Origin of the sequence: Streptomyces sp. NPDC007875, from assembly GCF_042868035.1 — a bacterium.
Classification (GTDB): domain Bacteria; phylum Actinomycetota; class Actinomycetes; order Streptomycetales; family Streptomycetaceae; genus Streptomyces; species Streptomyces antimycoticus.
Genome location: NZ_JBIADZ010000004.1, coordinates 384,060 through 407,413, shown reverse-complemented (window position 1 = coordinate 407,413; position 23,354 = coordinate 384,060). Strand labels below are relative to the sequence as shown.

Sequence of the window (23,354 nt, the reverse complement as noted above, 5' to 3'; positions counted from 1 at the left end):
TTGCTCCTTAACGATCTTTGCGGATGGTTCGCGCTCGGGATGATCAGTCGTGGGAGTGCAGCGGCTTGCCGGCCAGGGCCAGGTGGGCCTCGCCGAGCGCCTCGTTCTGAGTGGGGTGGGCGTGGACGAGCTGCGCGACCTCGGCGGGCAGCGCCTCCCAGTTGTAGATCAGCTGAGCCTCGCCGACCTGCTCGCCCATCCGGTCACCGACCATGTGGACGCCGACGACGGCACCGTCCCGTACCTGCACGAGCTTGATCTCGCCCGCGGTCTTGAGGATCTTGCTCTTGCCGTTGCCCGCGAGGTTGTACTTCAGGGCGACGACCTTGTCCGCACCGTACAGCTCCTTGGCCTTGGCCTCGGTGATGCCGACGGAGGCGACCTCGGGGTGGCAGTAGGTCACCCGCGGCACGCCGTCGTAGTCGATCGGAACGGGGTTCTGGCCCGCCAGCCGCTCGGCCACCAGCATGCCCTCGGCGAAGCCGACGTGGGCCAGCTGGAGGGTGGGGACCAGGTCGCCGACGGCGGAGATGGTCGGCACGTTGGTCCGCATGTACTCGTCGACGAGGACATAGCCGCGGTCCATGGCGACCCCGGCCTCCTCGTAGCCCAGGCCCTGCGAGACCGGGCCACGGCCGACGGCCACCAGCAGCAGCTCGGCCTCGAAGGTCTTGCCGTTCTCCAGCGAGACCTTGACGCCGTCGGCGGTGTACTCGACGCCGGAGAAGCGGGAGCCGAGGGAGAAGTTGATGCCGCGCTTGCGGAAGGCGCGCTCCAGCAGCTTGGAGCTGCTCTCGTCCTCGACCGGGACGAGGTGGGGAAGCGCCTCGACGATGGTGATGTCGGCCCCGAAGGACTTCCACGCGGAGGCGAACTCGACGCCGATGACGCCGCCGCCCAGCACGACCGCGGACTTCGGCACGCGGTCCAGCACCAGCGCGTGATCGGAGGAGATGACCCGGTTGCCGTCGATCTCCAGGCCGGGGAGGGACTTGGGCACCGAACCGGTGGCCAGCAGGATGTGGCGGCCGGTGTAACGCTCACCGTTCACATCGACAGAGGTCGGGGAGGACAGCCGGCCCTCACCCGTCACATAGGTGACCTTGCGGGAGGCGATCAGGCCCTGCAGACCCTTGTACAGGCCCGAGACCACGCCGTCCTTGTACTTGTGCACACCCTCGATGTCGATGCCCTCGAAGGTGGTCTTCACGCCGAATTCCGAGCCCTCACGGGCCTGGTCGGCGAGCTCACCGGCGTGCAGCAGCGCCTTGGTGGGGATGCAGCCACGGTGCAGACAGGTGCCGCCCAGCTTGTCCTTCTCGATCAGGGCGACGTCCAGACCCAGCTGCGCCGCGCGCAGGGCAGCGGCGTAACCGCCGCTACCGCCTCCGAGGATCACTAGGTCGAAAACGGTGCTGGCGTCGTTCGCCACGTCACGTCCTCCATGCATGGTGCGCCGGGGCCGGCCTTGGTCGGCCGGGCGGCGGCGTGTGTTCGGCCGCTTCTTACGTCGGCCCTGGTGTCGGGGGCCCTGTCCTGCCGGGACAACATCTTCGCACTTGTTGGAAGGAGACGGGACGCGGGGCCGCTGTGTGAGAAATCTCCAGACCCCAGTTCAGGGGTTACTCCTGCGTATCCGGAACGCGGTGCCCCGTCGATTTCGTTGAGGGCGAAATCGACGGGACTTTCGGCCTATGGCCCGGCGGTCGCGATGCGTTGTCGCGGGGCGCCGCTGCGTTGCGCTCGGCTCAGCCGAGATCGCCGTCGGCGGCGCGCTCGGCCAGCCGCACCAGGGTGCGGACCGCGGCGCCCGTGCCGCCCTTGGGGGTGTAGCCGAACGGACCGGACTCGTTGAAGGCCGGACCCGCGATGTCCAGGTGGCCCCAGGTGATCCCGTCCGCCACGAACTCCTTCAGGAAGATGCCGGCCACCAGACCGCCACCCATGCGCTCACCCATGTTCGCCAGATCGGCGACCGGGGAGTCGATGCCCTTGCGCAGGTGCGTGGGCAGCGGCATCGGCCAGGACTGCTCACCGGCCTCCTCCGCGATCTCGTGCAGCGAGGTGCGGAACGCCTCGTCGTTCGTCATGATCCCGAACGTGCGGTTGCCCAGCGCGAGAACCATCGCACCGGTCAGCGTCGCCACGTCCACGATCGCGTCCGGCTTCTCCTCACCGGCGCGGGTGATCGCGTCGGCGAGCACCAGCCGGCCCTCGGCGTCGGTGTTCAGCACCTCGACGGTCTTGCCGCCGTACATCGACAGCACATCGCCGGGGCGGGTGGCCGAACCCGACGGCATGTTCTCGGCCAGCGCCAGCCAGCCCGTGAGGTTGACCCGCAGGCCCAGCCTGGCGGCGGCGACGACGGTGGCGAACACGGCGGCGGCACCGCTCATGTCGCACTTCATCGTCTCGTTGTGACCGGCCGGCTTGAGGGAGATACCGCCCGAGTCGTAGGTGATGCCCTTGCCGACCAGGGCGAGCGTCTTCTCCGCCTTGGGGTGGGTGTACGCGATCCGCACCAGCCGCGGCGGGGCCTCCGAGCCCTGGCCCACGCCGAGGATGCCGCCGTACCCGCCCTTCTTGAGCGCCTTCTCGTCCAGCACCTCGGTCTTGAGGCCGTGCTCCTTCGCGGCCGCGACCGCCTCGGCCGCGAAGTCGGCCGGGTTGAGGAGGTTGGACGGGGTGTTGATCAGGTCGCGGGCGCGGTTGATCTCCTCGACCAGGGCGGTGGCGCGCTCGGCGGCCGCCTTGTACGCCTTGTCACGCGGCTTGCCGCCGACGAGGGCGACCTCGGCGAGCGGGCCGTTGTTCTTCTTGTCGGTGTCCTTGGCGTTCTTGGCGTTCTTGGCGCTGCCGCCGTTGCCGTTGCCCTTGTCGTACGTGTACGCCCCGAGCAGCGCGCCCTCGGCCACGGCGCCGGCGCCCGCCACGTCCTCGATCGGCAGCGCGAACGCGCCCTTCTTCGAACCGGACAGCGCGCGGGCGGCCGCCCCCGCGGCCCGGCGCAGCGTCTCGGCGTCATAGCCGTCGCCCTTGGCCGGGATGTCGCCCAGCCCGACCGCCAGCACGACTGGGGCCTTGAGGCCGGACGCGGCGGGCAGCTTGGTCACCTCGCCCTCGGCGCCGGTCGCGCCGAGCGTCTCCAGAACGGCGGCCAGCTTTCCGCCGAACGCCTTGTCCACGGCCTCGGCGCCGGCGGCGACGACGGGGCCCTTGGCCCCCTTCGCCACGCCGACGACGACGGCGTCCGCGCGCAGTGCCGCGGCGGACGAGGTGCTGAGAGTCAGAGCAGTCACAGTGGTCGGGTCCCTCTTCCGATAGTTCGTCGGCCGATATGGGTTGTAGGCCGCGCCCCTCCGCATCGTATGCCTAGGCCCTATTTAGGGCTCGGTTCTCCCCCAGCTACCGCTGGGAGGTGCCCCCGCGGGAAGACCCAACGGCCCGAATGCGCCACGACACCCTGCGGCTTGGCCCAACAGGGGTGTGCCCTCGGGCTTACCGGATGGGGGTGGCCGGGATAGCCTTCCGCGCGATGGACACCACGCCGGAGCCGCCGCAGCCGCAGTCGCAGCCGTCCGCACACTCGCCGGAAGCCGGGGCCGAGCCCCAGAACGCGGAAAACTCCGAGCCCTCCGAGGAGTCGGAGCACCCTGACCGGCCGGAGCATCCGCCGCGGCCCGCCTACGATCCGCCGCCCGCGCACGCTCCGCGTGCCCCCTGGGCCGACGGGATCCGCTTCGCCTTCGGCACGCTTACGGTGCTGCCCGTACGGGGCACACGGTGGGGCCGGGAGGCCGCGCACACGGGGATGCTGTGCGCTCCGTTGGCCGGGCTGACCGTGGGGCTGTGCGCGGCCGCGGTGGGTGGGGTGTTGCTGTTCCTGGGCGGTGGGGCGCTGTTGGCAGCCGTCGCCACCGCCGCGATACCCGCCGTACTGACCCGCGGCCTCCATCTCGACGGGCTCGCCGACACCGCGGACGGGCTCGGCAGCGGCAAACCCGCCGAGGACGCGCTGCGCATCATGAAGCGGTCGGACATCGGGCCGTTCGGCGTGATCACGCTGCTGTTCGTCCTGCTCGGCCAAGTGGCGGCCCTGGCCCAGCTCTACGGGCAGAGCTGGGCGCACGGCGCGGTCGGGGCGGCCGTGGCCGGTGTCGCCGCGCGCTGCGCCCTGACGCTCGCGGCCCGCGTGGGCGTTCCGGCGGCGCGGCCGGAAGGGCTGGGCGCGGCGGTCGCGGGCACGGTGGCGTGGCGTTCCGCAGGTGTGGTGGCGGCGGTGGTGGTGGTCGGCTGTGCGGTGGTGGCCATCCCCTTCGGCCCGTACGCGGTCGTCCGGCACGCCTTCGCCGCCCTGGCCGCACTGGCGGCCGCCGAACTCCTCCTGCACCACTGCCGCCGCCGGCTCGACGGGGTGACCGGCGATGTCTTCGGCGCGCTCGCGGAGACGGCCGCCACGATGGCGCTGGTGGTCCTGACCTTCGGGTAGGGCCCTGCGCGTAGGGGATGCCCGACGGTTCGTGACGCCTGCGGCGGGCTGTTCCCCTCCCCTCCCCGCCCCTTCCCGTAACCGGGGCTCTGCCCCAGACCCCGGTTCCGGGGGCGAGCCTCTGGCAACGGGCGCGGACGGGCTGGCTGCTCGCCTCCCCGCGCCTTCTCGCGGCAGCGGTATGCGGCTCCGTCGCGTGGTGGGGCTTTGCCCCCGGACCCCGGGCTCCGGGGGCAAAGCCACTGGTAACGGGCCGAGCGGGCTGGCTGCTCGCCTCCCCGCGCCTTCTCGCGGCCGCGATGTGCGGTCCGCCGCGTGGCAGGCCGGGGGTCCAGGGGCGGAGCCCCTGGTATCGGGAAGGGGCGGGGTGGGGAAAGACCCGCCGGACTCCCCTAGCCGTTGTCCTCCGAGGCCTCGGAGCCCGCCGAGCTCTCAGAGCCCGCCGAGCTCTCCGGAAGTTCCGCGTGCAGCGCCGCCGCCGCCTGCACCAGCGGCAGGGCGAGCAATGCCCCCGTGCCCTCGCCGACCGTGACGCCATGGTCGAGCAGCGGCGTGAGGGCGATGCGGTCGAGCGCCTTCTCCTGGCCGGGTTCGCCGCTGGCCTGACCGGCCAGCCACCAGTCGGGGGCGCGGAACGCCACCCGCTGGGCGACCAGCGCGCAGGCCGCCGAGACGACGCCGTCGAGGATCACGGGGGTGCGGCGTACGGCGCTCTGCAGCAGGAAGCCGGTGATCGCGGCGAGGTCGGCACCGCCGACCGTGGCCAGCAGTTGGAGCTGATCGCCGAGCACCGGGCGGGCCCGGCGCAGCCCGTCGCGGATCGCGGCGCATTTGCGCATCCAGGCGAGGTCGTCGATGGCGGCCCCGCCGCGGCCGGTGACCACGGACGCGTCCGTACCGCACAGCGCGGCGATCAGCGTGGCCGCCGCGGTGGTGCCGCCGACGCTGAGGTCGCCGAGGACGAGGAGGTCGGTGCCGGAGTCCGCTTCCTCGTCGGCGATGGCCATCCCGGTGCGGAAGGCCCGTTCGGCCTCGTCCAGGGTGAGCGCGTCCTCGACGTCGAGTCGGCCGGAGCCGCGGCGTACGCGGTGGCGGGTGACCTCCTCCGGGAGGTCCTCGGGGTCGCAGTCCAGCGCCATGTCGATGACACGGACGGACGCGCCGAGGCGGGCGGCGAGGATGGCGGCCGGGCTCTCGCCGTCGAGCACGGCGCGGACCAGACGGTGGGCGCTCCCGGCGGGGCGGGCGGAGACGCCGAGGTCGGAGATGCCGTGGTCGCCCGCGAAGAGGATGACGCGGGGTTGCTCGACGGGCTTGACCGGCACCCGCTGCTGCGCGGCGGCGAGCCATTCGCCCAGTTCGTCCAGGCGCCCGAGCGCGCCCGGCGGCACCGAGAGCCGCTCGCGGCGCTCCTCGGCGTCACGCCGGATGCCCCCGTCGGGGCGCTCGATCAGGTCGACGAAGTCATCGAGATTGAGAGCACTCACCTGCCGAACCCTACCGGGCGGGGCGGGAAGCGGTACGAGGCCCGGCGGTTGAGGTACGGGGCCGTCCGGCCAGGCCCGGCCCGGCCCCGCCCCGACCCCGCCCGGCTTGGGCCGCCCGGGCCTCGTCTCGGGGCATCCGGGATCCGGCCCGGCCCCTACTTTGGGGCATCCGGGATCCGACCCGGCCCGGGGCATCCGGGATCCGGCCCGGAACTCAACTCGGGTCGCCCGGGGCCCGGCCCGGGGCAGCCGGGACCCGGCCACGGCACGGCTCAGCCGCGCAGCGTCAGCGCCTGCCCGGCCACCACCAGCAGCACCTGCTCGCACTCCTCGGCGAACGTCGCGTTCAACCGGCCCAGTTCATCGCGGAAGCGGCGGCCGGAGGCGGTCGCGGGGACGACGCCGGAGCCGACCTCGTTGCTCACCGCGACCACCGTACGGTTGGTGGCGCGGACCCCGGCGACGAGGGCGGACACCCGCTCGCGGAGGGTGCGTTCGCCGCCGTTCGCCCACTTCTCGTCGTCCCAGGCGTTCACGGAGTCCATCGCGTCGGTGAGCCACAGCGCCAGGCAGTCGATGAGCAGCGGTGGGCCGTCCTCGGCGAGCAGGGGTGTCAGATCGCAGGTCTCGGTGGTGCGCCAGGAGCCGGGGCGGCGCTCGCGGTGGGCGGCGACGCGGGCGGCCCACTCGGGGTCGCCTTCGCGGGTGCCGCCCGTGGCGACGTACAGGACGTCGGGGAAGGCGGCCAGCCGCCGTTCCGCCTCCAGGGACTTGCCGGACCGGGCGCCGCCCAGCACCAGCGTGCGGCGCGGCAGATCCGGTACCGCGGAGTACTCGCCGACGATCAGCGTCCGCCCGTCGGGCACCGCCCGCGCGCCCGCCGTGGCCAGACGGCGGTGCAGCTCCCGGCCGGGCGGGGTGGTGTGGTCGATATGGACGGCCAGGACGTCGGTGGTGGCGCCCACGGCCCCCGAGGCGCGCAGGGCGGCCAGGGCGTCGGGGCGGCCCAGCACATCGAGCAGCACCATGTCGTACGGCTCGGCCGGGTCGGCGAGGCCCGCGGCGGCGGCGCCCGGCGGCAGATACAGCAGCCGGGTGCTGCCGGGGCCGGTGACCTCGTAGCCGGTACCGGGGGAGTCCAGCGCGACCGCCCGCACCCGGTGACCGCTGATCAGGGGCAGCGTGCGGCCGTCCGGCACCCGCCCCGGCGCCGGCAGTCCGGCCGGGAACTCGACGGCCGGACCCGCGTGCGGATGGGAGAGCAGCACCTGCCGGACGCCGACCAGCGAGTGGCCGGCCCGCGCGGCGGCGAAGGCGGCCCCCGGGGTGAGGTCGATCAGCAGCGCGCCGTCGATCAGCAGCGAGGTGGCGGCCCGCGCCTCCTCGCCGACGGCGGCGGCACAGGAGGCGCAGGGACAGCCGTGGCGCGGCAGCCCGTCGGGGGCTCCGGTGCCCAGAAGAGTGAGTTCCACGCCCCGATCGTCTCGCGTCCGATCCCACGGGTCGCGCGGGGCCACCCCGTACGGAGTGATCAGTCACCTAGGCTGCGGGCAGACATCACCTGTGGACCGGCGGGTATCACCTGTGGGCCGGCGGGATGGAGGAGGCTGGAATGGCTTGGACATGGCGGTTCGAGAAGTCCGACGGGGCGGAGACGAAGCCCGCGGTGCAGCCGGAGGAGTTCCCGACCCAGGGGGACGCGGAGTCGTGGATCGGTGAGGAGTGGCGGGCGCTCCTCGAAGGAGGCGCGGAGCAGGTGACGCTCTTCGAGGACGGTACGAAGATCTACGGCCCGATGAGCCTGCGCGGCGAGTAGACAAAGCGCCTGAGGGACAAACGCGCCGGATAGGCAAACGAGCCGGATAGGCAAACGCGCAGAGTAGCCCAACGCACCGAGTAGGGCAGGCGCGCCGAGGCGCAGGCGGGCGCGCCCGACATCACCCGCGCGGGGTGGCGGTGGACACCGCCACCCCGTCGCCGGATCAGCCGCGTACCCCGCACAGATGCAGCAGCGCCGCCACCGCGCGGTACGGATCGGTGCGGCCGGCCCGCTCCTCGGCCGCCAGCAGCCGCTCCCACTCCGGGGAGCCGGGCGGCTCGGCGTCGTCCGGGGCGAGGTCGGTGAAGACCCGCACGCCGTACCAGGCGCGCAGCGGCGCGCCGATCGCGGTCAGGGTCTCGGTCAGCTCCTCGCGCCGGTCGGCGCGCACCGGCAGCCCGATCCGGTTGGTGTACGAGGGGGAGTCGAAGGCGGTCAGCGCCGTGTCCCAGTCCCCGGCCAGCCCCGGCCGCATCGCCAGCGCGTCACCGTTGCGCACCAGCAGGGAGAGCAGACCGCCGGGGGCCAGCACCCGGGCCAGCCCGGCGAGCAGCGGATCCGGTTCGGGCAGGTACATCAGCACCCCGTGGCACAGCACCACGTCGAAGGCGCCCGGCAAGAAGTGTGCTCCGGTCTCCCGGCCGTCGCCCTCCAGGAGCCGTACGCGTCGTCGGATGCCCTCGGGCTCGTCGGCGAGCGCGGTGCGGGCCGTCTCCAGCATGGTGGGGTCGGACTCCAGCCCGGTGACCTCATGGCCCGCGCGGGCCAGCCGCAGGGCCTGGGTGCCCTGGCCGACGCCCACGTCGAGCACCCGCAGCCGCTGTCCCACCGGGAAGCGGGCGGTGATCTGCTCATCGAGCTGGCGGGCGACCAGCGCCTGCCGGACGGTGTTCCGCAGGCCCCCGAGGTGGCTCAGCCAGCCGGGCGCCCCGCCGGTGAAGCCGGAGGGTCTGCCGCTCAGGGCCGCTCCCCGCGCTTGACCTGCGGCTTGGGCAGCCGCAGTCGGCGCATCTGGAGGGTGCGCATCAGGGCGTACGCCACCGCACCGCGCAGATTCTCGTCGGGGAAGCGCCGACGCAGCTGCCGCTTGAGCTGGAAGCCGAAGAAGATGGAGTTGATCACGATCAGGACGATGACCACCATCCACAGCAGCAGCACATAGCTCTGCATGGCACCGGCCTGGATCATGCTCAGGATCAGGATGACCACCGCGAGCGGCAAGAAGTACTCGGCGACGGAGAACCGCGAGTCCACGAAGTCGCGGGCGAAGCGCCGCACCGGACCCTTGTCGCGGGCCGGCAGATACCGCTCGTCGCCCCCGGCCAGCGCCTCGCGCTGCTTGGCCAGATCGGCGCGGCGGGCCTCGCGGGCACGCTTGGAGGCGTCCTTACGGTTGGCCGGCGTCTTCGCCAGGCTGCGGCGCTGCGTCTGGGCCTCGCTCCGCTTGGGAGTGGGGCGGCCCTTGGGCGCCTGCGGGTCACGGGTCTGCTGCGGCTGGTCCGCGGTCACCTTGGTGGTAGCGGCCTGCTCATCCTTGGAACGGCTTCGGAACACAGGGCCAAGGGTACGGGTTGCGGAGTGTGCGCCCCAGCCTCAGGGGGAACGATCGGGCAACGGAGTCCCGCCGTATCGGGACACTATCGGGACACAGGGGACACACTCCTCCTTGCGCCGGAGGCCGCCGCGCTCTGATCGTCCTGCAGGAGGAGCGCGAGCGGGCTCGAACAGTGCGGTAATGGAAGCAGGCCCCGTAGGCTGGGTCTGTTGGAGTGCCGGAGTCACACGTCCGTCAGAAGGGGGCGCGCGAGGCCCATGAGCGGTGTCATGAAGCGTATGGGGATGATCTTCCGCGCGAAGGCCAACAAGGCCCTGGACCGGGCCGAGGACCCGCGCGAGACCCTCGACTACTCGTACCAGAAACAGCTTGAGCTGCTCCAGAAGGTGCGGCGTGGCGTTGCCGACGTGGCGACCTCGCGCAAGCGCCTGGAGCTGCAGCTCAACCAGTTGCAGGGCCAGTCCACCAAGCTGGAGGAGCAGGGGCGCAAGGCGCTCGCGCTCGGCCGAGAGGACCTGGCCCGCGAGGCGCTCTCCCGCCGCGCCGCGCTGCAGCAGCAGGTCACCGACCTGGAGACCCAGCACCAGACGCTGCAGGGCGAGGAGGAGAAGCTGACCCTGGCCGCCCAGCGGCTGCAGGCCAAGGTCGACGCCTTCCGCACGCGCAAGGAGACCATCAAGGCCACCTACACCGCGGCCCAGGCACAGACCCGTATCGGCGAGGCGTTCTCCGGCATCTCCGAGGAGATGGGCGACGTCGGCATGGCGATCCAGCGTGCCGAGGACAAGACGGCGCAGCTGCAGGCCCGCGCGGGCGCCATCGACGAGCTGCTGGCCTCCGGCGCCCTGGACGACCAGTCCGGCATGGCCAAGGACGACATCGCGGCCGAGCTCGACCGGATCTCCGGCGGTACGGACGTGGAGCTGGAGCTGCAGCGGATGAAGGCCGAGCTGGCCGGCGGCAGTCCGCAGCAGGCGATCGAGGGCGGTAAGACGGACGAGGCCCAGCAGTCCCAGACCCCGCACAAGTTCGACAAGCAGTAACCCGCGCCCCGCCTGGGCGAGGTCTCCAAGGAGGTCGTCATGATCGTACGGATCATGGGGGAGGGCCAGGTGCGGGTGGCCGAAAGCCATCTGCCCGGACTGAACAGGCTGGACGACGAGCTGCTCGCCGAGATCGAGGGCGGCGATCACGAAGGCTTCCGGAAGACCCTGGGCGCGCTGCTGGACGCGGTGCGCTCGGCCGGTGAGCCCCTGCCCGACGACGCGCTCCAGCCGTCCGAGCTGATCCTCCCCGCGGCGGAGGCGACCCTCGAGGAAGTCAAGGCGATACTCAAGGACGACGGCCTCATTCCGGGCTAGTGCGGCGCACCCCCGGACCACACTCCAGCACAGGTCGTGCCTCCCCTCACCGGCCGGGTACGGGCCCGCCCATGAAGCCGGGCGGCCCGCGGCGGCCCTTACCGTTGGATTCCGTGACTCCCCTCGCCGTCGGGCCGGGTCTGGCCCGTCCGCACCGCTGGCTGTGTGCCCACCCCCGCGCCCTGGACACCCTGATGGCGATCGGGGTCCTCGCGCTGATCCTGATCGGAGCGGTGGCCGGTCCGCGCATGCGCGACCAGCCGCTGGGCCCCCTCTTCGTGGTGCTGGCCGTGCTCGTCGCCGCCTCGCTGGTGTTCCGCCGCGATCTGCCCCGCGGGGTGCTCGCCTTCACCGTCGCCCTCACCCTCGTCGAGATCGTCACCAATGACGAAGGTCCGCCGCGCACCTCGATCGTGTTCGGGGTGGTGGTGGCGCTCTACACCGCCGCGACCCGCACCGACCGCCCCACCACCTGGCGGCTCGGCGCCGCCACGGCCGTCCTGCTCACCGGGGCCGGGATGCTCTTCGCGCTCAACCCCTGGTACTCGCAGGAGAACTGGGGCCTGTTCGCCTGGGCCGGACTGGCCGCGGCCACCGGCGACGCGGTGCGCAGCCGGCGCGCGTACATCGCCGCCATCGAGGAGCGGGCGGTCCGCGCCGAGCGCACCCGTGAGGAGGAGGCGCGCCGCCGGGTCGCCGAGGAGCGGCTGCGGATCGCCCGTGAGCTGCACGATGTCGTGGCCCATCACATCGCGCTGGTCAACGTCCAGGCCGGGGTCGCCTCCCATGTCATGGACAACCGCCCGGACCAGGCCAAGGAGGCGCTCGCCCACGTACGGCAGGCGAGCCGCTCGGCGCTGGACGAGCTGCGCGCCACGGTCGGCCTGCTGCGGCAGTACGGCGACCCCGCCGCCCCCACCGAACCGGCCCCCGGCCTCGGCGTCCTGGACCAGCTCGTGGACGGCTTCGTACGGGCCGGGATGCGGGTCCGGGTCCGGGCGGAGCCGCCGGAGGCGCTGGGCCCGCTGCCGGGCTCGGTGGACCTCACGGCTTACCGGGTCGTCCAGGAGGCGCTGACCAATGTGCACAAGCACGCCGGGCCCGGGGCCACGGCCGAGGTCCGTATCGCCCGTGTCGGGGGCGCTCCCGGGAGCGCCCTGGAGATCACGGTCGAGGACGACGGAGCGGGGACGCGGCCCGAGGGGCCGGAGGGGGAGCCCCCTGCGCCCGGGGAGGAGACCGGCGGCGGCGGACACGGCCTGCTGGGCATGCGCGAGCGGGTGGCCGCGCTGCGCGGCAGCTGCGAGGCGGCACCCCTGCCCGAGGGCGGTTTCCGGGTGCGGGTGAGACTTCCTCTGCAGCCGCGTAGGGGAGGGGACTGATGACGATCAAGGTACTGCTCGCGGACGATCAAGCGCTGCTGCGCAGCGCGTTCCGCGTCCTGGTGGACTCCGAGGCGGACATGGAGGTGGTGGGGGAGGCGTCCGACGGCGCGCAGGCGGTGGAGATCGCCCGTACCCGGGGGGCCGATGTCGTCCTGATGGACATCCGGATGCCCGGTACGGACGGGCTGGCCGCGACCCGCATGATCACCGAGGATCCGCGGCTGGCGGACGTCCGGGTGGTCATGCTGACCACCTTCGAGGTCGACGAGTACGTGGTGGACTCACTGCGGGCGGGAGCCAGCGGCTTCCTCGGCAAGGGCGCCGAACCCGATGAGCTGCTCGCGGCGATCCGCATCGCGGCGGCCGGCGAGGCGCTGCTGTCCCCGGCCGCGACCAAGGGGCTGATCGCCCGCTTCCTGGCCCAGGGCGACGGGAGCGGCGACGAGGGCGCCTACGACGCCGCACGGCTGGACGCCCTCACCGTCCGCGAGCGCGAGGTCCTGGTCCAGGTCGGGGGCGGGCTGTCCAACGACGAGATCGCCGCCCGGCTGGAGGTCAGCCCGCTTACGGTCAAGACGCATGTCAACCGCGCGATGGCCAAGCTGGGCGCCCGCGATCGCGCCCAGCTTGTGGTGATCGCCTACGAGACGGGGCTGGTCCGCGCGGGCGCGTAGGGCTGTCCGGCAGGCGTTGTTCCCCTCCCCGCCCCTTCCCGATCCAGGGGCTCCGCCCCTGAACCCCTCCTGGCCGGGGCCGGGAGTCCGGCGGCGGCCGCGCCCGGCGGGAGGTAGAACAGCCGGGTGCAGTCGGGCCGGTGCCGGGGGAGTCCGGCGCGACCGCCCGCCCCCGCGTGCCGCTGATCTGGGAGAGCGTGCGGCCGTCCGCCACCCGCCCCCGCCCCTTCCCGCGGCATCGATATGAGGCTCCGCGCGTGGCAGGGGCTGCTTCGCCCCCGGACCCCAGCGGGGGCTGGGGCGAAGCCCCAGTTGTGGGAAGGGGCGGGGAGGGGGAAGCAGCCCGCCGCGGGTGCCACGATCGTGCGCCCCGCCCCCACCGCCGAACTACGCTGCCTACGGCAGCGCCAGCATCCGCTCCAGGGCCAGCTTGGCGAAGTGCTCCGTCTCCTGGTCGACCTGGATGCGGTTGACCACCTTGCCGGCCGCCAGCGACTCCAGCGCCCAGACCAGATGCGGCAGATCGATCCGGTTCATGGTCGAGCAGAAGCAGACCGTCTTGTCGAGGAAGACGACCTCCTTGCCCTGGTCGGCGAAACGATTGGCCAGGCGCCGTACGAGGTTCAGTTCCGTGCCGATCGCCCACTTCGAACCGGCGGGGGCGGCCTCCAGGGCCTTGATGATGTACTCGGTCGAGCCCACGTAGTCGGCCGCCGCCACGACCTCGTGCTTGCACTCGGGGTGCACCAGCACGTTCACACCCGGTATCCGCTCGCGCACATCGTTGACCGAGTCCAGCGAGAAGCGGCCGTGTACCGAGCAGTGGCCGCGCCACAGGATCATCGTCGCGGCGCGCAGCTGCTCGGGGGTGAGCCCGCCGTTCGGCTTGTGCGGGTTGTAGACGACGCAGTCCTCCAGCGACATGCCCATGTCGCGGACCGCCGTATTGCGCCCGAGATGCTGATCGGGCAGGAACAGCACCTTCTGGCCCTGCTGGAACGCCCACTCCAGCGCCCGCTTGGCATTGGAGGAGGTGCAGATCGTGCCGCCGTGCTTGCCGGTGAACGCCTTGATGTCGGCCGAGGAGTTCATGTACGAGACGGGCACCGTCGCCTCCGCGACGCCCGCCTCGGTCAGCACCTCCCAGCACTCGGCGACCTGCTCGGCCGTGGCCATGTCGGCCATCGAGCAGCCGGCCGCCAGATCGGGGAGGACGACCTGCTGGGCCTCGGTGGTGAGGATGTCGGCGGACTCGGCCATGAAGTGCACACCGCAGAAGACGATGTACTCGGCGTCCGGTCGCGCGGCGGCGTCCCGGGCGAGCTTGAAGGAGTCACCGGTGACATCGGCGAACTCGATGACCTCGTCGCGCTGGTAGTGGTGACCGAGGACGAAGACCTTGTCCCCGAGCTTCTCCTTGGCCGCGCGGGCGCGTGCCACCAGATCCGGGTCGGAGGGCGCCGGAAGGTCTCCCGGGCACTCCACGCCGCGCTCGCTGCGGGGGTCGGCCTCCCGGCCGAGAAGCAGCAGAGCGAGCGGGGTCGGCTGCACGTCGAGGGGCTGGGCGGTGGTCACGTCACGCACCCTTCTTTCTTCGCTGGAAACCCTAATCGTCAGAATGACGCTATCTATCATAGCCGCTTCACGTCACTTTGACGAGAGACATTGTGTCGATGTGACGCATTCCGGTGCGTCCACCCGTATGCGAGCATGAAGGGCAACAGGAGATAAGCGCTGGGCCCGGAATGAATCCGGGACGCCGTTGGTTGGTTCCATCGGCAAGTAGTCCGTACGACCCGGGAGAGAAGCAGATGACCGTTCAGGACGAGACCACCGCGAGCGAGGGCATCATCCTGTCCGACGCCGCCGCGTCGAAGGTCAAGAGCCTGCTGGAGCAGGAGGGCCGCGACGACCTCGCGCTGCGCGTCGCCGTCCAGCCCGGCGGCTGCTCCGGCCTGCGCTACCAGCTCTTCTTCGACGAGCGCTCGCTCGACGGCGACGTCGTCAAGGACTTCGGCGGCGTCAAGGTCGTGACCGACCGCATGAGCGCCCCGTACCTGGGCGGTGCCTCGATCGACTTCGTCGACACCATCGAGAAGCAGGGCTTCACCATCGACAACCCGAACGCCACGGGTTCCTGCGCCTGCGGCGACTCCTTCAGCTGAGCCCCGGCGCGGCGGAAAACAGCGAAACGGAAGGGGGCGGGCCCACCGGGCCCGCCCCCTTCCGCGTGTCCTGCCGCAGCTCTCGCGGTCCGCTCACTTCCGCAGCGGCACCGTCTCACCGGTGGACCCGTCCACGACCTTCCGGCCGTCCAGCGGCTCCTTCAGCGTCACCTTCCGGTCCAGCTGCTTGGCGATGAGGATGCAGGCCCGCCCCGGATGGGTCGGCTTGCTCTTGAGCTCCAGCGTCACCTGCTTCGAGGTCTCCTTCGCGGAGACCGAGTAGGTGTTGCAGACACCGCCCCAGAACCGCAGCGTCAGGGTCTTGCCGTCCACGCTGTACGAGGTGATGTCATCCGGCTTGGAGGTCCGGTTCCCCTTGCCCGGCCGGGTCGACGGGGAGTGGCCCGGCTTCTCGGCCTTCTTGATGAACTCCGGCTTCACCGCGGGGTAGGGGAGGGTGACCGCCACCCGGTTGGTCCCGGTCGGCTTGGTCTCGAAGATCCACGACGGCACCAGCGCCCGCCGGCCGTCCACCATGTGCGAGGCGAGGCCGAACGTCACCTTGCGTACGTCCACCTTGCCCGACGGGCCATCGCCCTTGGCCGACGTCGAGTTGAGCCGCTCCAGCGCCTGTTCCGCGCTGAGCAGCGGATAGGCGTCGTCCTCCTTGGGCTTCGCCAGCGTGCCGCTGCCGCCGACCAGCTGGCCGTCGGCGCCGACCTGCAGATTGGTCCCCCAGCCGTAGGTGGGCAGATCGCCCACCTTCGGATCGGCGTTCACCATCCGCACGGCGCCGTAGAGGCCACTCGCGTCCAGCTTCGCGTCCGACAGCCCGAGCGCCTTGAGCACCGGCTCGGCGGCGCGCTCGGCCGTCTCCTCGGACACGGCCTTGTCGCGGCCCTCGGCGGCGCCGTTGTCGCCGCGCTTGTCGCCGTCGCGGTAGGACGGGCAGCTCTTGTCGGGCTTGTCCGCCCCATCGCCCTTGTCGGTCCGGGCGGCCTTCTTCGCGTCCGGCTTCTCGTCCGGATGGACGCAGGACGTACCGCCCGGCGACCCATAGCGCGAGTACGACCAGCTGCCCGGGCCGTTCTGGCTCACCCGCAGCGTGGGGCCGCTCGCGTCCGGGGCGCCGCCGACCTTCCAGTACCCGTGGTCGGCGCGGGGGCTGCCGGAGACGTCCAGCGCCTTCGCCAGCCGCGCCACATCGGCCTTGGTGACCTTCGGGTCGGTCAGGTAGACCGGGGCCTCCTTCGGCCCGTCCGGCAGCTTGCCCGTGACGACGTAGCGGCCGCCCTGTGGATCGGGCTCACCGGGCGCGATGCCCTCGTTCCCTCCTCGCTCGCCGCCCGGAGAGGCGTAGGCGTCCAGTGCGAGGGGCTTGGGCGCTCCGTCCTCGCCCGCCGCACCCGGACCCCGGGTGCTGCCGTCCGCCGCTGTGGAGGCCCAGTAGGCGCCGCCACCTCCGGCGACCAGCACCGCGGCCGCCACCGATACGACGGCCAGCGGCGAGCGCCGGCGCGGTCGGGGAGTGTCGTCGGGGGTCTGCGGGGTGTCGGTGTCCTCGGTGCTCACCGTTTCGCTCCTTTGGCTCCGCTCACGTTCTACGGTCCCATCCCTCGCGAGGAGATGCCGATGAGACGGAGCCGAGGCGCGCCCGGTTCCTTCAGTCGCCGTAGTCCGACATGCCGGCCAGCAGATCGGCCGATGCCGCGGGCACGCTGATCCCCCGGATGCGGGAGGGGGCGACCGGTGAAACATGCCTGGCGGGAGGCGATACGGTGGCCGCCCAGTGCGGCGCCATCCGGGCACCGTCGCCGCGCAGCTCCTCCAGATACTCGGGCTCGATGGCTCCGGTGGCGGGAAGGGCCGGGCTGAGGTGCTGGGGCATGGTGCCTCCTGGTCCATGGGGGTCGCCGACGCGTACCCCCGTCCACGCACCGTATTCAGCGGGTGCCGGTGAAGAAAGCCCTACTATTGGGTAGTTTCTTCCGTTCGTATGGACAGGGCTGAGCAGATAGCGTGAAGCGTCCGATCTCTCCGCCCCGCAGGAGCGACTCCGTGCGTATTGCCGTAACCGGCTCCATCGCCACCGACCATCTGATGTCCTTCCCCGGCCGCTTCGCCGATCAGCTGGTCGCCGATCAGCTGCATACGGTCTCCCTCTCCTTCCTGGTGGACACGCTCGATGTCCGCCGTGGAGGGGTCGGCCCCAACATCTGTTTTGGCATGGGCGTGCTCGGCCTGAGCCCGATCCTGGTCGGCGCGGCAGGTGAGGACTTCGCCGACTACCGCGCCTGGCTGGACCGGCACGGTGTGGACACCGCGTCCGTCCGGATCTCCGAGGTCAAGCACACCGCGCGCTTCGTCTGCACCACCGACGCCGATCACAACCAGATCGCGTCCTTCTACACCGGCGCCATGAGCGAGGCCCGCCAGATCGAGCTGCAGCCGGTCGCGGAGCGCGCCGGCGGCCTCGACCTCGTGCTGATCAGCGCGGACGACCCGGAGGCCATGGTCCGCCACACCGAGGAGTGCCGCTCGCGCGGCATCCCCTTCGCCGCCGACCCCTCCCAGCAGCTCGCCCGCATGGACGGGGAGGACATCCGGCTGCTGATCGGCGGCGCGGAGTACCTGTTCACCAATGAGTACGAGGCCGCGCTGATCGAGACCAAGACCGGCTGGACCGCGGAGCAGATCCTCTCCAAGGTCGGCACCCGGGTCACCACGCTGGGCGCGCAGGGCGTGCGCATCGACCGCGAGGGCGAAGAGCCCGTCGTCGTCGGCTGCCCGGAGGAGGACCAGAAGGCCGACCCGACCGGCGTCGGCGACGCCTTCCGCGCGGGCTTCCTCTCCGGTCTGTCCTGGAACCTCTCGCTCGAGCGCGCCGCCCAGGTGGGCTGCATGCTGGCGACGCTGGTCATCGAGACGGTCGGCACCCAGGAATACGAGCTGCGCCGGGGCCACTTCATGGAGCGCTTCGCCAAGGCGTACGGCCATGAGGCGGCGGGCGAGATCGCGCCCCACCTCCCCTGAACCCCGCTGGGCGCCCAGGGGGCTGTCGTTCCCTGGGCCCTGCCGTGGCTCCGCCCGTGGCCTCGTGGGCCCGCCGGCGCCCCATGGGTCCCGCCGGGGTCTAGGCCCTGTCCGGCGGATCTTCGCGGGCCCGCGACGCCTGGCACGGCGCCCCCAGCTACCGCTGGGAGGTACCCCCTGCACCAGACGCCGCGGGCCCCGCGGCGGCAGCCGCTGATGTCACAGGCGCGAAGATCCCCCGGACAGGGCCTAGGCGCGGCGGCGCACCCGGTAGGCCACGCCCCGGTCGGCCGCCCGCTCGCCCTCGTAGGTCTGGCCCCGCATCTGGCACCAGGCCGGGATGTCCAGCCGGGCCGCCTCGTCGTCGGACAGCACCACCACCACACCGCCCACCGGCACCTCGTCGATCACCTTGGCCAGTTCGATCACCGGGATCGGGCACCGCTTGCCGAGTGAGTCGACCACCAGCGCGACCTCGGGCTCGGGCTCGGCGTCCGGGGTGACGGCGGCCTGGGCGGACTTCGGCGCACCCAGGCGCTCCCGCACCTGTGTCACCACCCCCGGAAGCACCTCCAGGAACCGCTCCACCTCCGCCTCGGCCGTACCGAGCGGAAGCGAGACCCGGACATTGCCCTCGGACAGCACCCCCATGGCCCGCAGCACATGGCTCGGGGTCAGGGTGGACGAAGTGCAGGAGGAGCCGGACGAGACCGAGAACTCCGCGCGGTCCAGCTCATGGAGAAGCGCCTCTCCGTCGACATAGAGACAGGAGAAGGTCACCAGATGCGGCAGCCGCCGCTCCGGATCGCCGACCACCTCGACCTCCGGCACCAGCTCCGGCACTCGCGCCCGGATCCGGTCCACCAGCCCCCGCAGCCGCTCCGCCTCCGCGGCGGCCTCCGCCCGGACAGCCCGCAGCGAGGCGGCCGCGGCGACGATGGCGGGGAGGTTCTCGAACCCGGGGGAGCGGCCCGACTCCCGCTCGTCGGTGGGCGGGACCGTACGGAAGCGCACGCCTTTGCGCACCGCGAGCAGCCCCACTCCCGCAGGGCCGCCCCATTTGTGTGCACTTGCCGTCAGAAGCGACCAATTGCCCTCCGTGGGGCCCCAGCCGAGCGACTGCGCCGCGTCCACCAGCAGCGGTACGCCCGCGGCCGCGCACTCCTCGGCCGCCTCGGCCACCGGCTGCAGGGTGCCGACCTCATGGTTGGCGGACTGCAGACAGGCCAGGGCCACCCCGTCCGGGGCCTCCCGCAGGGCCGCCGCGTACCCACCCGGCGCGACCCGTCCCGTACGGTCCACCGGGACCTCGGCGACCGTGCCGCCGTCCGCCTCGTGCGCGGCCGCCGTGTGCAGCACCGAGGAGTGCTCCACGGCGGAGACGACCAGATGGCGGCCGGCGCGTCGGCGGCCCGCGAGCGCCCCCGCGATGCCGTCGTACACCGCGCGTGTCCCCGAAGGAGTGAAGACGAGCTCGTCCGGGCGGCACCCGACGGCCTCGGCCGCCGCCTCCCGCGCGGCGTCCAGCAGCAGCCGGGCCCGCCGCCCCTCCCGGTAGAGGCGTGAGGGGTCGGCCCACCCCTCGTCGAGTGCGGCGAGGAGCGCCTGCCGGGCGACGGGGTGCAAGGGAGCGGACGAGGCCGTGTCGAAGTAGGGCACATACGGAACGCTAGTCGCCGGGACTGGCAAACGGACGGGTGCGGCCCGCGCGGGGCACCTCCGGTGCCGAAGCCGGGGACGTGCAGGGACCGGAGCCAGGTCCGCACCGCGACCGGAGCGGGGGTCGGAGCGGGGCCGCACCGGCGCCGAAGCCGGGGACGCACCCGGTCGAAGCCGGGGTCGCACCGGGACCGGAACAGGGGGCACACCCGGCCGTGGCCGGGCCCGCACCCCGGCCGCAACCAGGACCGGAGTTCGCGGTGGGAGCGGGCCGGAAAAGGCGGCCGGAGCCCGCGATTCCACCCCTTCGTGGAGCGCCCCGGCGCGTTGGGCACCCTCCCCGCGCGACCCCAAATGGCGTCCAGTAGGGTTTGGTCCGCATAAACATCCAAACCCCTGCCCGCACTGGGCCGGCGACCGACCAGAAGACGGCCGCGGCCGACCGCGCGGGCGAGACTCTCGGGAAGGCGCTACGTGAGTCCCAACGGCTCCGACCGCTCGTCGCGGCGCCCGGTGCGGCGGAAGCTGCTGCAGGCGCTGGCCGCGGGCTTGGTCCTGGCGACCGCCACCGGTTGCACATCAAAGGACTTCCCCCGCCTCGGAATGCCTACCCCCGTCACGGAGGAGGCGCCGCGGATCCTCTCCCTGTGGCAGGGCTCGTGGGCGGCAGCGCTCGCCACGGGCGTCCTGGTCTGGGGCCTGATCATCTGGGCGGTCATCTTCCACCGTCGCAGCAGGACCAAGATCGAGGTTCCCGCGCAGACCCGGTACAACATGCCGATCGAGGCGCTGTACACCGTGGTCCCGATCATCATCGTCTCGGTGTTGTTCTACTTCACCGCACGCGATGAGAACGCGCTCCTCAAGACCTCCGAGAAGCCCGACCACGTGGTCAACGTGGTGGGCTATCAGTGGAGCTGGGGCTTCAACTACATGGAGAACGTGGACGGGAGCACCGCCAGTCCGAAGCAGGAAGCCAAGGAGATCTCCTCGATCCCCCAGCGCATGCTCAACGCCGTCCCCAAGGGCGCCGAGGGCGTCTACGAGGCCGGCACCCCCGGTGAGCGGAACCCGCAGACCGGCAACCCGGGCCCGACCCTGTGGCTGCCCAAGGGCGAGTCGGTCCAGTTCATCCTGACGTCCCGCGATGTCATCCACTCGTTCTGGGTGGTCCCCTTCCTGATGAAGATGGACGTCATCCCGGGTCACACCAACCGTTTCGAGGTCACCCCGAACCGCGAGGGCACCTTCATGGGCAAGTGCGCCGAGCTGTGCGGCGTCGACCACTCCCGGATGCTCTTCAACGTCAAGGTCGTGTCGCCGGAGCGCTACCAGCAGCACCTCAAGGACCTGGCGAAGAAGGGCCAGACCGGCTACATCCCGGCGGGCATTGAGCAGACGGACGCCGCCAAGAACGCGGAGACCAAGATCCAGTGAGCATCCTCAACGAACCCCAGGGTGCCGGTACGACCGCCTCGCAAGAGCGGGAGATTCCGGTGCGTCGGAAGCAGCCGGGCAATGTCGTCGTCAAGTGGCTGACCACCACGGACCACAAGACGATCGGCACGCTCTACCTCGTGACGTCGTTCGCGTTCTTCTGCATCGGCGGCCTGATGGCGCTCTTCATGCGCGCCGAGCTGGCCCGTCCGGGCACGCAGATCATGTCGAACGAGCAGTTCAACCAGGCGTTCACCATGCATGGCACGATCATGCTGCTGATGTTCGCCACCCCGCTGTTCGCGGGCTTCACGAACTGGATCATGCCGCTGCAGATCGGTGCGCCCGATGTGGCGTTCCCGCGGCTGAACATGTTCGCGTACTGGCTGTATCTCTTCGGCTCGCTGATCGCGGTGGGCGGGTTCCTGACCCCGCAGGGCGCCGCCGACTTCGGCTGGTTCGCCTACTCCCCGCTGTCGGACGCGGTCCGTTCGCCGGGTGTGGGCGCGGACATGTGGATCATGGGTCTGGCCCTCTCCGGCTTCGGCACGATCCTCGGTGCGGTCAACTTCATCACCACGATCATCTGCATGCGCGCTCCGGGCATGACGATGTTCCGCATGCCGATCTTCACCTGGAACGTGCTGCTGACCGCGGTGCTGGTGCTGCTCGCCTTCCCGGTGCTGGCCGCCGCGCTGTTCGCCCTGGAGGCGGACCGAAAATTCGGGGCACATGTCTTCGACGCGGCCAATGGCGGCGCGTTGCTCTGGCAACATCTCTTCTGGTTCTTCGGCCATCCAGAGGTGTACATCATCGCGTTGCCGTTCTTCGGCATCATTTCCGAGGTCATTCCGGTCTTCTCCCGGAAGCCGATGTTCGGTTACATCTCCCTGATCGCCGCGACGATTTCGATCGCCGGTCTCTCGGTGACGGTGTGGGCCCACCACATGTATGTCACCGGCGGAGTGTTGTTGCCGTTCTTCTCGTTCATGACGTTCCTCATCGCGGTGCCGACCGGTATCAAGTTCTTCAACTGGATCGGCACGATGTGGAAGGGGTCGCTGAGCTTCGAGACCCCGATGCTCTGGGCGATCGGCTTCCTGATCACCTTCACCTTCGGTGGTCTGACCGGTGTGATCCTGGCGTCGCCGCCGATGGACTTCCACGTCTCCGACTCGTACTTCGTGGTGGCCCACTTCCACTACGTGGTCTTCGGCACCGTGGTCTTCGCGATGTTCGCCGGATTCCACTTCTGGTGGCCCAAGTTCACCGGCAAGATGCTGGACGAGCGGCTCGGCAAGATCACCTTCTGGACGCTGTTCGTGGGCTTCCACGGCACGTTCCTGGTGCAGCACTGGCTGGGCGCCGAGGGCATGCCCCGTCGGTACGCCGACTACCTGGCGGCCGACGGCATCACCACGCTGAACACCATCTCGACCATCAGCTCCTTCCTGCTGGGCCTGTCGATCCTGCCGTTCCTCTACAACGTCTGGAAGACCGCCAAGTACGGCAAGAAGGTCGAGGTCGACGACCCCTGGGGTTACGGACGTTCGCTGGAGTGGGCGACCTCCTGCCCGCCCCCGCGGCACAACTTCCTCACCCTGCCGCGGATCCGCTCCGAATCCCCGGCGTTCGACCTGCACCACCCGGAGATCGCGGCGCTCGACCAGCTCCAGAACCACGGTGCGCCCGACGAGGACAAGGCCCTCGCGGGTGGTAAGGAGGCCGGCAAGTGAAGGTCCAAGGCCGGATGTTCATCTGGCTGGCCGTCTTCATCCTCGTCATGGCGATCGTCTATGGCGTGTGGTCGAAGGAGCCGGCCGGTACCACCGCGCTCTTCCTGGCCTTCGGGCTGAGCATCATGATCGGCTACTACCTGGCCTTCACGGCGCGCCGGGTGGACGTCGGAGCGCAGGACAACAAGGACGCGGATGTCGCGGACGACGCCGGCGAGCTGGGATTCTTCTCCCCGCACAGCTGGCAGCCGCTCTCCCTGGCCGTCGGTGGCGCCCTGGCCTTCCTGGGCGTGGTCTTCGGCTGGTGGCTGCTCTTCTTCTCAGCCCCGATCATCATGATCGGTCTCTTCGGCTGGGTCTTCGAGTACTACCGCGGCGAGAACGCCAACCAGTAACCGGCCAGTGGGCCGACGCGGCCGGTGAGACGAGCGGGGGGCCGCCCCCCCCCCCCGGGGGGGGGGCCCCCCCGGGGGCCCCCCCCGGGCCCCCGCCCCCCCCCCCCGGGGGCCCCCCGGGCCCCCCCCGGCCCCCCACCCCCCGCCCCCCCCCCCCCG

At 71.5% G+C, this 23,354-nt stretch carries 21 protein-coding genes; 11 read left to right on the top strand and 10 right to left on the bottom strand.

From position 1 onward, the window contains the following. Nucleotides 1-43 precede the first annotated feature (43 nt). A complete protein-coding gene (gene lpdA, locus ACFYOY_RS11180) occupies nucleotides 44-1,432 on the bottom strand; it encodes a dihydrolipoyl dehydrogenase (protein WP_014060097.1) in 1,389 nt (462 codons plus the stop codon). Between the two features lie 316 nt (nucleotides 1,433-1,748). After that, nucleotides 1,749-3,299 (bottom strand): leucyl aminopeptidase, encoded by a 1,551-nt coding sequence (locus tag ACFYOY_RS11175; protein WP_351905253.1) that lies wholly within the window; start codon nucleotides 3,297-3,299, stop codon nucleotides 1,749-1,751. A gap of 236 nt (nucleotides 3,300-3,535) precedes the next feature. Between ACFYOY_RS11175 and ACFYOY_RS11170 the strand changes: the two genes are divergently transcribed. Beyond that, complete coding sequence (locus ACFYOY_RS11170; RefSeq protein WP_388586135.1) at nucleotides 3,536-4,489, top strand: adenosylcobinamide-GDP ribazoletransferase; 954 nt, start codon at nucleotides 3,536-3,538, stop codon at nucleotides 4,487-4,489. Nucleotides 4,490-4,881: 392 nt separating this feature from the next. Here ACFYOY_RS11170 and cobT read toward each other — a convergent pair whose 3' ends face one another. Continuing rightward, nucleotides 4,882-5,976, bottom strand: coding sequence for a nicotinate-nucleotide--dimethylbenzimidazole phosphoribosyltransferase (gene cobT / locus ACFYOY_RS11165; RefSeq protein WP_388586132.1), 1,095 nt, complete (start codon nucleotides 5,974-5,976; stop codon nucleotides 4,882-4,884). Nucleotides 5,977-6,248: 272 nt separating this feature from the next. Next, nucleotides 6,249-7,448 (bottom strand): bifunctional adenosylcobinamide kinase/adenosylcobinamide-phosphate guanylyltransferase, encoded by a 1,200-nt coding sequence (locus ACFYOY_RS11160; protein ID WP_388586129.1) that lies wholly within the window; start codon nucleotides 7,446-7,448, stop codon nucleotides 6,249-6,251. Between the two features lie 140 nt (nucleotides 7,449-7,588). Between ACFYOY_RS11160 and ACFYOY_RS11155 the strand changes: the two genes are divergently transcribed. After that, nucleotides 7,589-7,792, top strand: coding sequence for a hypothetical protein (locus tag ACFYOY_RS11155; RefSeq protein ID WP_059143388.1), 204 nt, complete (start codon nucleotides 7,589-7,591; stop codon nucleotides 7,790-7,792). 166 nt (nucleotides 7,793-7,958) lie between these two features. On the opposite strand, the gene ACFYOY_RS11150 is transcribed toward ACFYOY_RS11155, so the two are convergent. Together ACFYOY_RS11150 and ACFYOY_RS11145 are read right to left on the bottom strand one after the other, a co-directional pair. Then, on the bottom strand, nucleotides 7,959-8,711 hold the full coding sequence (locus ACFYOY_RS11150; protein ID WP_208521239.1) for a bifunctional 2-polyprenyl-6-hydroxyphenol methylase/3-demethylubiquinol 3-O-methyltransferase UbiG: 753 nt from the start codon (nucleotides 8,709-8,711) through the stop codon (nucleotides 7,959-7,961). A gap of 41 nt (nucleotides 8,712-8,752) precedes the next feature. Beyond that, nucleotides 8,753-9,349, bottom strand: a complete 597-nt coding sequence (locus ACFYOY_RS11145; protein WP_137965427.1) for a DUF3043 domain-containing protein — start codon at nucleotides 9,347-9,349, stop codon at nucleotides 8,753-8,755. Nucleotides 9,350-9,619: 270 nt separating this feature from the next. On the opposite strand from ACFYOY_RS11145, the gene ACFYOY_RS11140 reads away from it, so the two are divergent. The 4 genes from ACFYOY_RS11140 (at nucleotide 9,620) to ACFYOY_RS11125 (ending at nucleotide 12,770) form a co-directional block, all read left to right on the top strand. Further along, nucleotides 9,620-10,393: a PspA/IM30 family protein gene (locus ACFYOY_RS11140; protein ID WP_351905264.1), complete on the top strand. Its 774-nt coding sequence runs from the start codon at nucleotides 9,620-9,622 to the stop codon at nucleotides 10,391-10,393. 39 nt (nucleotides 10,394-10,432) lie between these two features. Next, entirely contained in the window at nucleotides 10,433-10,711 is a 279-nt protein-coding gene (locus tag ACFYOY_RS11135) for a hypothetical protein (RefSeq protein ID WP_351905267.1), read from the top strand. A 104-nt stretch (nucleotides 10,712-10,815) separates the two neighbouring features. After that, nucleotides 10,816-12,093, top strand: a complete 1,278-nt coding sequence (locus ACFYOY_RS11130) for a sensor histidine kinase (RefSeq protein WP_388586124.1) — start codon at nucleotides 10,816-10,818, stop codon at nucleotides 12,091-12,093. Continuing rightward, nucleotides 12,093-12,770 carry a response regulator transcription factor gene (locus ACFYOY_RS11125; protein WP_351905273.1) on the top strand — a complete coding sequence of 226 codons (678 nt, stop codon included), beginning with the start codon at nucleotides 12,093-12,095 and terminating at the stop codon, nucleotides 12,768-12,770. The genes ACFYOY_RS11130 and ACFYOY_RS11125 overlap by 1 nt, the downstream gene beginning before the upstream one ends. Before the next feature lie 396 nt (nucleotides 12,771-13,166). On the opposite strand, the gene nadA is transcribed toward ACFYOY_RS11125, so the two are convergent. After that, on the bottom strand, nucleotides 13,167-14,354 hold the full coding sequence (gene nadA / locus ACFYOY_RS11120; RefSeq protein WP_351905276.1) for a quinolinate synthase NadA: 1,188 nt from the start codon (nucleotides 14,352-14,354) through the stop codon (nucleotides 13,167-13,169). Nucleotides 14,355-14,581: 227 nt separating this feature from the next. Between nadA and ACFYOY_RS11115 the strand changes: the two genes are divergently transcribed. After that, complete coding sequence (locus ACFYOY_RS11115; RefSeq protein WP_020871998.1) at nucleotides 14,582-14,935, top strand: iron-sulfur cluster assembly accessory protein; 354 nt, start codon at nucleotides 14,582-14,584, stop codon at nucleotides 14,933-14,935. 93 nt (nucleotides 14,936-15,028) lie between these two features. On the opposite strand, the gene ACFYOY_RS11110 is transcribed toward ACFYOY_RS11115, so the two are convergent. Together ACFYOY_RS11110 and ACFYOY_RS11105 are read right to left on the bottom strand one after the other, a co-directional pair. Continuing rightward, a complete protein-coding gene (locus ACFYOY_RS11110) occupies nucleotides 15,029-16,507 on the bottom strand; it encodes a hypothetical protein (RefSeq protein WP_351905280.1) in 1,479 nt (492 codons plus the stop codon). Nucleotides 16,508-16,598: 91 nt separating this feature from the next. Next, nucleotides 16,599-16,823: a hypothetical protein gene (locus ACFYOY_RS11105; RefSeq protein ID WP_351905283.1), complete on the bottom strand. Its 225-nt coding sequence runs from the start codon at nucleotides 16,821-16,823 to the stop codon at nucleotides 16,599-16,601. A 170-nt stretch (nucleotides 16,824-16,993) separates the two neighbouring features. On the opposite strand from ACFYOY_RS11105, the gene ACFYOY_RS11100 reads away from it, so the two are divergent. Continuing rightward, entirely contained in the window at nucleotides 16,994-17,968 is a 975-nt protein-coding gene (locus ACFYOY_RS11100) for a carbohydrate kinase family protein (RefSeq protein ID WP_351905285.1), read from the top strand. Nucleotides 17,969-18,217: 249 nt separating this feature from the next. On the opposite strand, the gene ACFYOY_RS11095 is transcribed toward ACFYOY_RS11100, so the two are convergent. After that, a complete protein-coding gene (locus ACFYOY_RS11095; RefSeq protein WP_388586119.1) occupies nucleotides 18,218-19,627 on the bottom strand; it encodes a cysteine desulfurase/sulfurtransferase TusA family protein in 1,410 nt (469 codons plus the stop codon). 474 nt (nucleotides 19,628-20,101) lie between these two features. Between ACFYOY_RS11095 and coxB the strand changes: the two genes are divergently transcribed. Genes coxB through ACFYOY_RS11080 form a run of 3 tightly spaced genes read left to right on the top strand, consistent with a single transcriptional unit; the run spans nucleotide 20,102 to nucleotide 23,195 of the window. After that, nucleotides 20,102-21,064, top strand: coding sequence for a cytochrome c oxidase subunit II (gene coxB / locus ACFYOY_RS11090; RefSeq protein WP_351905290.1), 963 nt, complete (start codon nucleotides 20,102-20,104; stop codon nucleotides 21,062-21,064). Then, the gene (gene ctaD, locus ACFYOY_RS11085; protein WP_093461176.1) at nucleotides 21,061-22,800 is read left to right on the top strand and encodes a cytochrome c oxidase subunit I; all 1,740 of its coding nucleotides are present in this window, start codon (nucleotides 21,061-21,063) and stop codon (nucleotides 22,798-22,800) included. The genes coxB and ctaD overlap by 4 nt, the downstream gene beginning before the upstream one ends. Continuing rightward, entirely contained in the window at nucleotides 22,797-23,195 is a 399-nt protein-coding gene (locus tag ACFYOY_RS11080; RefSeq protein ID WP_351905293.1) for a cytochrome c oxidase subunit 4, read from the top strand. Before ctaD ends, ACFYOY_RS11080 begins: the two co-directional genes overlap by 4 nt. Nucleotides 23,196-23,354 lie beyond the last annotated feature (159 nt).